Source organism: Vicinamibacteria bacterium (assembly GCA_035620555.1).
Taxonomy (GTDB): Bacteria; Acidobacteriota; Vicinamibacteria; order Marinacidobacterales; family SMYC01; genus DASPGQ01.
Window position 1 is genome coordinate 1 of record DASPGQ010000429.1, and the last position, 6,371, is coordinate 6,371.

Annotated in this window: 7 protein-coding genes; 4 read left to right on the plus strand and 3 right to left on the minus strand. The window is 62.8% G+C overall.

Annotation, left to right across the window (positions count from 1 at the left end; all coding sequences use genetic code 11):
- On the plus strand, positions 1 to 1,866 hold a 1,866-nt coding region (locus VEK15_17535; GenBank protein HXV62506.1), incomplete at its 5' end, for a S9 family peptidase.
- Between the two features lie 11 nt (positions 1,867 to 1,877).
- Here VEK15_17535 and VEK15_17540 read toward each other — a convergent pair.
- Positions 1,878 to 2,336 carry a CHRD domain-containing protein gene (locus VEK15_17540; protein HXV62507.1) on the minus strand — a complete coding sequence of 153 codons (459 nt, stop codon included), beginning with the start codon at positions 2,334 to 2,336 and terminating at the stop codon, positions 1,878 to 1,880.
- 108 nt (positions 2,337 to 2,444) lie between these two features.
- A complete protein-coding gene (locus VEK15_17545; protein ID HXV62508.1) occupies positions 2,445 to 2,792 on the minus strand; it encodes a VOC family protein in 348 nt (115 codons plus the stop codon).
- Between the two features lie 121 nt (positions 2,793 to 2,913).
- On the opposite strand from VEK15_17545, the gene VEK15_17550 reads away from it, so the two are divergent.
- Positions 2,914 to 4,155: a hypothetical protein gene (locus VEK15_17550; GenBank protein ID HXV62509.1), complete on the plus strand. Its 1,242-nt coding sequence runs from the start codon at positions 2,914 to 2,916 to the stop codon at positions 4,153 to 4,155.
- A 23-nt stretch (positions 4,156 to 4,178) separates the two neighbouring features.
- Here VEK15_17550 and VEK15_17555 read toward each other — a convergent pair whose 3' ends face one another.
- Positions 4,179 to 5,057, minus strand: coding sequence for a serine hydrolase (locus VEK15_17555; GenBank protein HXV62510.1), 879 nt, complete (start codon positions 5,055 to 5,057; stop codon positions 4,179 to 4,181).
- 84 nt (positions 5,058 to 5,141) lie between these two features.
- On the opposite strand from VEK15_17555, the gene VEK15_17560 reads away from it, so the two are divergent.
- Both VEK15_17560 and VEK15_17565 read left to right on the plus strand, forming a co-directional pair.
- The gene (locus tag VEK15_17560) at positions 5,142 to 5,537 is read left to right on the plus strand and encodes a diacylglycerol kinase family protein (GenBank protein ID HXV62511.1); all 396 of its coding nucleotides are present in this window, start codon (positions 5,142 to 5,144) and stop codon (positions 5,535 to 5,537) included.
- Positions 5,530 to 6,273, plus strand: coding sequence for a 4'-phosphopantetheinyl transferase superfamily protein (locus VEK15_17565; GenBank protein ID HXV62512.1), 744 nt, complete (start codon positions 5,530 to 5,532; stop codon positions 6,271 to 6,273). Before VEK15_17560 ends, VEK15_17565 begins: the two co-directional genes overlap by 8 nt.
- Positions 6,274 to 6,371: the final 98 nt, after the last annotated feature.

The following is a 6,371-nucleotide window of genomic DNA, read 5'->3' on the forward strand; positions in this document are numbered from 1 at the left end:
GTCGTCGGCGAAGCGGTCATGGAGGAGGAGAAGAGCGAGTGGGTCACTCAAATCCACGTCGCGCGGTCGGACGGATCGGGCTCGTTTCAGCTGACTCGCGGTGAAAGCTCATCGAACTCACCGCGCTGGTCTCCCGACGGCAAGTGGATCGCCTTCTTGTCGTCTCGTGGAGGGGAGCACTCGAATCTCTGGCGGATCGCCGTCGACGGCGGTGAATCCGAGCGGCTCACGGACGAAAAGGGCGGGATCGCTGGATTCGTGTGGTCCCCCGATGGCTCCCACATCGCATTCACCATGCCCCGGCCGCCGACCGAGGAGGAAGAGAAGGCCGAGAAGGAAAAGCGGGACGCGAGGGTCGTCGACGAGGACCTGAAGATGGTGGATCTCCACGTAGTGACGCTCGCGACGAACGAGGGGGGCAAGCGCGTCGTGCGCAAGCTCACCGGTGGCCATTTCAGTGTCGGCGGTCCGTTTGGGCGGGGTGAAGTGGATTGGTCCCCCGACGGCAGGAGCATCGCTTTCTCCCACCAACCCACGCCGAAAGTCAACGACTGGCCCCTGGCGGACATCTCCGTCATCGACGTCGCTTCGGGAGAAATCCGGGTGCTCGTCGAAACGGAGGCGGCGGAGTCGCAGCCGGTCTATTCGCCAGATGGCCGATGGATCGCCTTCACGGCGAGTGACATCCCACCGAGCTGGGGATTCACGAGTCGCGTCCAACTGATCCCGGCCTCGGGCGGCCAGCCCGAGCCTCTTGCAGAAAGCTACGACCAGCAGCCGAGCATCGTGGGATGGTCCGGTGATGGATCCAGTGTCTACATCACCGAGACCCATCGGACGGTGAGCCGGGTCAGCGCCTTGCCCCGGGATGGTGGCCAGCCCGTCGACGTGTCCCCGCGCGGTCGCATGGTGGATGGCGCCAATCTCAACGACACCGGCACCCACATCGGTTTCAGCTCGGAGTCCACCACCACCCCCCCGGAAGCATTCGTTTCGAGCGTGGCTCGATTCGACGCCGTCCAGGTCAGTGAGGTGCAGCATCTTCCCGAGCTTCCTCTCGGGAAAACGGATGTCATCGAATGGAGCTCCACGGACGGCACGCGCGTCGAGGGCTTGCTGACCTATCCGGTGGGATACCGTGCGGGCGAGCGGGTTCCGCTGCTCGTGATCGTGCACGGTGGCCCCGCGGGCGTATTCACCCAAAGGTTCATCGCAAGCCGAGGGGCTTATCCCATCGCCTCGTTCGCCGGCCGTGGTTACGCGATTCTCCAGTGCAACGTCCGGGGAAGCAGCGGTTACGGGCGCGAGTTTCGTTATGCCAATTACGAGGATTGGGGAGGCGGCGACTACCAGGACATCATGAGCGGAGTCGATCACGTGATCGAGCTGGGCGTGGCCGATGCGGCCCGGCTCGGCGTGATGGGCTGGAGCTACGGCGGGTTCATGACGTCCTGGATCATCACGCAGACGGACCGTTTCAAGGCGGCTTCCGTCGGCGCCGGCGTCACCAACTTGATGTCCTTTACCGGAACCGCGGACATTCCCGGTTTCATCCCCGACTATTTCGGAGGTGAGTATTGGGAGGTCTTCGACCGCTGGACGTCCCATTCGGCCATGTTCAACGTGAAAGGGGTCACCACGCCCACCCTGATCCAGCACGGTGAGAACGATCTTCGAGTTCCCATCTCACAGGGCTACGAGCTCTACAACGCTCTGAAACGGCAGGGGGTCGAGACCAAGATGGTGGTCTATCCCCGGCAGCCCCACGGCATTCGCGAGCCTCGACTCCAGCTCGACGCGATGAAGCGCAACCTCGACTGGTTCGAGCGCTTCGTTCCGACGGGAAAAGCAACGACGTCGAACTGACGAACTCCTGTCTATCTTCGGGCGACTCGATAGATGTTGCCCCGAATCTCGCCGCCGGGGGCAATCATCGAGTGGACGTTCACATAGAGCAGGCCGCGGTCCAGCAGATCGCGCTCCTCTTCGGTGAACGGGCCGACGAATCCCACTTTCGGGCTCCCGAGCTCGTACTCGCCCGGATTGACGAATCCGAAGAGGACCGGGGCGGTCTTCCCCTTCTCCGCCGGACCATGGATGTGGGCCGCCGTTTCCGCTCCCTCGAGTCCGATGAACGTGAGCTCGAAGTGGAGCAGGTTGGTTGTCTTGTCATAGGTCGCGGTGAAGACACCGATCGCATTGCTCGTATTATCGGGGACCTCCTGCGGCGCGCTCAGAAGGGCGATGTAGTCGTCCGCTCCCGCAAGGAATGCGGTCGAAAGCAGGAATGCCAAGGCGAGCAGAACCAGCTTGCCAGAGAGTCGCGTCGTGCGCATGCCTCATCCTCCTTAGAGCTCTTCTGGGAGAGCTTGGGGAGGTATAGCAAGCCGTCGTCCCTCGCGTCTGTTAGAGGCTTAACGACTTCGCACACTGTACGACAGGTTTCAGCCGACGTACTCGGTCAGAGCGAAGGTGTTCCCCTCGGTATCGACGACTTCGGCCAACTTGATGGGCTCTCCCGGTCGGGCCATCGGCGGTGAGGCGACACGGCCACCGCCGGCTACGATCTCCGCGCAGGCCGCCCGGATGTCCTTGACCTGAAAAGACAGGCCGGTCCTTCGGCTGGCCCCGGTTCCACCGCCATGGAGAGCCACGATCGCGCTACCGAACGTGAGCTCCGTCCACTCGGCCGAGTCGAATTGCACCGAAAGGCCGAGGACGTCCCGGTAGAAACTGATGGCTCGAGCCATGTCCTGCGCCATGAGAATGTACTTGATCGATTCGATTTCCATCGACGCACTCCTCGATAGGTAGGCGATACGTCCGCGGGAGCATCATCGCACATCCGTCGATAATTGGTGGTTGAAAATTCGGTGATTGCCTTGTACGCTGGAAGGGGTAGGTTGGGGAGCGATGGGACAGCGGGATCCGTACAGGACGAATACTGGCATCTACATCCGGTGGATTACCGTCCGCAAGAAGTCGGTCTATTTGTTGAGCGCCTCGGTCCTGGCGGTGGGCACGGCGCTGGCCCTCTGGATGCTCTTTTTCGGAGAAAACGCGTCCGCGGGTCCTGATCCCGTCGAGAAAGAGCCGGGGAAAGCCGTTGTCCTCGTTGCCGTTCAGGGTACCGTGAAGGTCCGCAAGGCGAACTCCTACCAGTGGATCGATGCGTACCGAAACATGGAGCTCGGGGGAGAGGACCGGATTCAAACCGCGAAGGACGGCGAGGCCCAGGTATTGCTGCTGGATGGAACCATGTACCGCCTCGGCCCGCTCTCGATTCTGGTGATCGAGAGCATCAGACAGAACACCGAAGCAGAGACGAAGAACGCGATTCTCTTGACGTCAGGGCAGGTGGCGATTCACAGCGTCGAGGAATCGGATTGGAAGACTCCTCGAGCTCGAGGTACCGCGGGACCGGACACCGAGGGTACGCTGGTCTACGATGAGAGGCAAGAACGTACCGACGTCGTGGTCCTCCGAGGTAGAGTCCAGATGCAAGCTGGAGAACAAGAAGTCACGGTGGAATCGGGCCAGCGTGCCGTGCATAACGCCAGCAATCGGTTGAAGGTCTCCGATCTTCCCGGCGTCCCCACGACGGCTTCTCCGCCAGATCACGCCGAGCTGCCGCCGGGGAAAGCCTTCGCGCTCCGATGGAGATCGGTGAAGAACGCGAAGAAGTACTTCGTCGTTCTCGATCGCTCCCCTGAGTTTCCCGACCCCATCCTGCAAAGCGTCGTTTCCGGCACCTCCGTGACTCACGAGGGACTCAACGCCGGCACCTACTACTGGCAGGTGACGGCCATCTATGCCGACGACGAGCGTGGCGCACCCAGCGGGCCGAGCACGTTCACCGTTACGAGACCTTTCTCCAAACAACCCCCGGATCTCGTGGTCTACACCCCGGACGTCAAGGTCGACGGACTGGTAACGGTGGAGGGACGAACCGACCCCGGGGCGAGGGTCACGATCGATTTCGGCCTCGGCGATGAGCCCGTCTCGGTGAGGGAAGACGGCTCCTTCACCGCCTACGTTCGGGTTCGAAGAGCGGGCAGCCCCCTCCTCGTGCGAGCGCGCAACGAGGCGGGAGGAATGACGGAGAAGACGGTGCACGCCATCCTGAGAAACAGACTGGCCCCGAGCGGCAATTAGCGGACTGACGAGAGAAGCCCATCCTATCTCCGGTGCCCGTAAGCGTTGGAGTGCGCCAAACGATCGAAGTACTCGTAAGCCCTCCGCGCGATCTCCGAGATGGCCCGCTCGCACTCCGCTTCGTCCTGCAGCCAGTTGCCCATCGCCGCGACGATGAACGGACGGTCCTTCAGGTAGATGATGCCGACGTCCACGACGACGCCGGCGAGACTGCCGGTCTTGTGGGCCACACGCGTTCCCGTGGGTAGGAGAGGGCGGATCCGGCTTGACTTGGGAATGGCAAGGATGCCGAGGAGCTCCTTGCGACTCTCGTCTCCGAGGATCTTCCCCTCGTGAATCGCCTGGAGCAGATCGGCCTGCTCGTTCGGCGTCGAGAGATTCTCGCGATTCTCGGCCCACGCCTCTTCGTCCATCATCTTCCGTTGAAGTTTGGTCTGGTGAAGGCCGAGCCGCGCCATCGTCCGGTTAACGTTCTCCATCCCGACGCGTTCGATAATCAGGTTGGTGGCGGTATTGTCGCTCACGGTCACCATGAGCGTCGCAATGTCCCGAAGCGGCATCGTCACGCGGCCGGGCGTCAGCTGTTGCAGTACGCCGCTGCCGGGAGCGATGTCCGAGCTCGCCACGGTAACGTCCTGGTCGAGTGACAACGCTTCCTCTTCGGCCTGCCGAAAGAGCTCGACGAGAATGGGAAGCTTGATCGCGCTTGCCTGGGTGAAGAGGGTGTCGCCTTCGATCGAATAGCTTTCTCCAGTGGTCAGGTCGCGGATGGCGACTCCGAGCACGCCGTCGACGTTCGTCGCGATACGCCGGACCTCTTCCTCGAACCGCTCACGCAGGCGAGCGGGGGGCTCGGTCTCGGGGGAGAGGCCCCAAAGGAGGAGCACGGCGAGAAAACCCATGGCCGGCGATTCTGTCGCACCCACTCGGTGTCGAGCAACCGTCTCCGGCTCGCTGATAGTATTGCCTCGGTCACCACGAGAGCGATGAGCCGAGAGTTCACCATCGAGGGGCGTCTCGAAAGCGTCAAGCTCGCGCTGAGGGGCGCCTGGCTCCTGTTGCGCGCTCAACGAAACGCCTGGATTCATGCGGCGGCCACCCTGGCCATGGTCACCGCCGGGCTCTATTTCGATGTCGCGCCGATCGAGTGGGCCTGCCTGATCCTCGCGACTGCCTGCGTTTGGACCGCGGAGGCATTCAACACCGCGCTCGAGCTCCTCGCTGACGTTGCCTCGCCGGAATTTCATCCTTTGGTCGGCCAGGCCAAGGACGTCGCGGCCGCGGCGGTCCTCTTCTCGGCCGTCGGCGCGGCGATCGTTGCCGTATTGATTCTTGGGCCGTACGTCCTGGGTTCTCTGGGCCGAATCCCGATCGGTGGCTGAGATCGTGGATTTCCCGGAGAACGAAGCCCACTTGTGGATCGTACGGTCGCGGGACGCGCGCGCCCCGTCGCTTCTTGCCGCTTACGAGGAGCTACTTACCGACGACGAGCGCGAAAAACGCGACCGTTATCGTTTCGAGAAAGATCGTCACACCTGTCTGGTGACGCGTGCCCTAGTTCGCACAACCCTCTCACGCTATGCGGACGTGGCGCCCGATGCCTGGCGATTCGTGACCAACGAGCATGGCCGTCCGGAGATTTCGGAGCCGGCCAGCGCTCGCTGGTTGCGGTTCAATCTTTCGCATACCAACGGGCTCGTGGTTTGCCTCGTCGCGCGCGGCCGCCGGGTCGGAGTCGACGTCGAGGACCGGGAGCGGTCGGGAAGACTGCTCGACGTCGCCGAGCGTTATTTTTCGACGGCCGAGGTCGAGGCCCTTCGAAGCCTGCCGCGCCCGGAGCAGCTCGAAAGGTTCTTCCTCTATTGGACCCTCAAGGAGTCGTACATCAAGGCCCGCGGCATGGGGCTCGCCATCCCACTGGGCCGATTCTCGTTCGCGCTCGAATCGGTCAGTGAGCGCGGTATCCGCATCCAGCTCGACCCTCGGCTCGAGGACGATCCCGAGAGGTGGTGGTTTACCGTCATGAGCCACGGCCGGCGGCACCTGATCGCGGCGAGCGTCGAATCACGCGGCGAGCCGGTTGTCCTCGCCGTGCGCGAGGTGCTTCCTCTGGGTTAGCCAGGCGGGGACGGGCCGGGCAGGATCTCCCGGAGATAGTGTTCGATTCCGCGGTTCGTGTTCCAGTGACGGGGATAGCCGAGGGAGACTTCCTCGAA

Excerpts from the sequence above, each read along its gene's own strand:
- VEK15_17550 (HXV62509.1), top strand. The coding sequence starts at position 2,914 with ATGGGACAGCGGGATCCGTACAGGACGAATACTGGCATCTACATCCGG.
- VEK15_17555 (HXV62510.1), bottom strand. The coding sequence starts at position 5,057 with ATGGGTTTTCTCGCCGTGCTCCTCCTTTGGGGCCTCTCCCCCGAGACC.
- VEK15_17540 (HXV62507.1), bottom strand. The coding sequence starts at position 2,336 with ATGCGCACGACGCGACTCTCTGGCAAGCTGGTTCTGCTCGCCTTGGCA.
- VEK15_17560 (HXV62511.1), top strand. The coding sequence starts at position 5,142 with ATGAGCCGAGAGTTCACCATCGAGGGGCGTCTCGAAAGCGTCAAGCTC.
- VEK15_17545 (HXV62508.1), bottom strand. The coding sequence starts at position 2,792 with ATGGAAATCGAATCGATCAAGTACATTCTCATGGCGCAGGACATGGCT.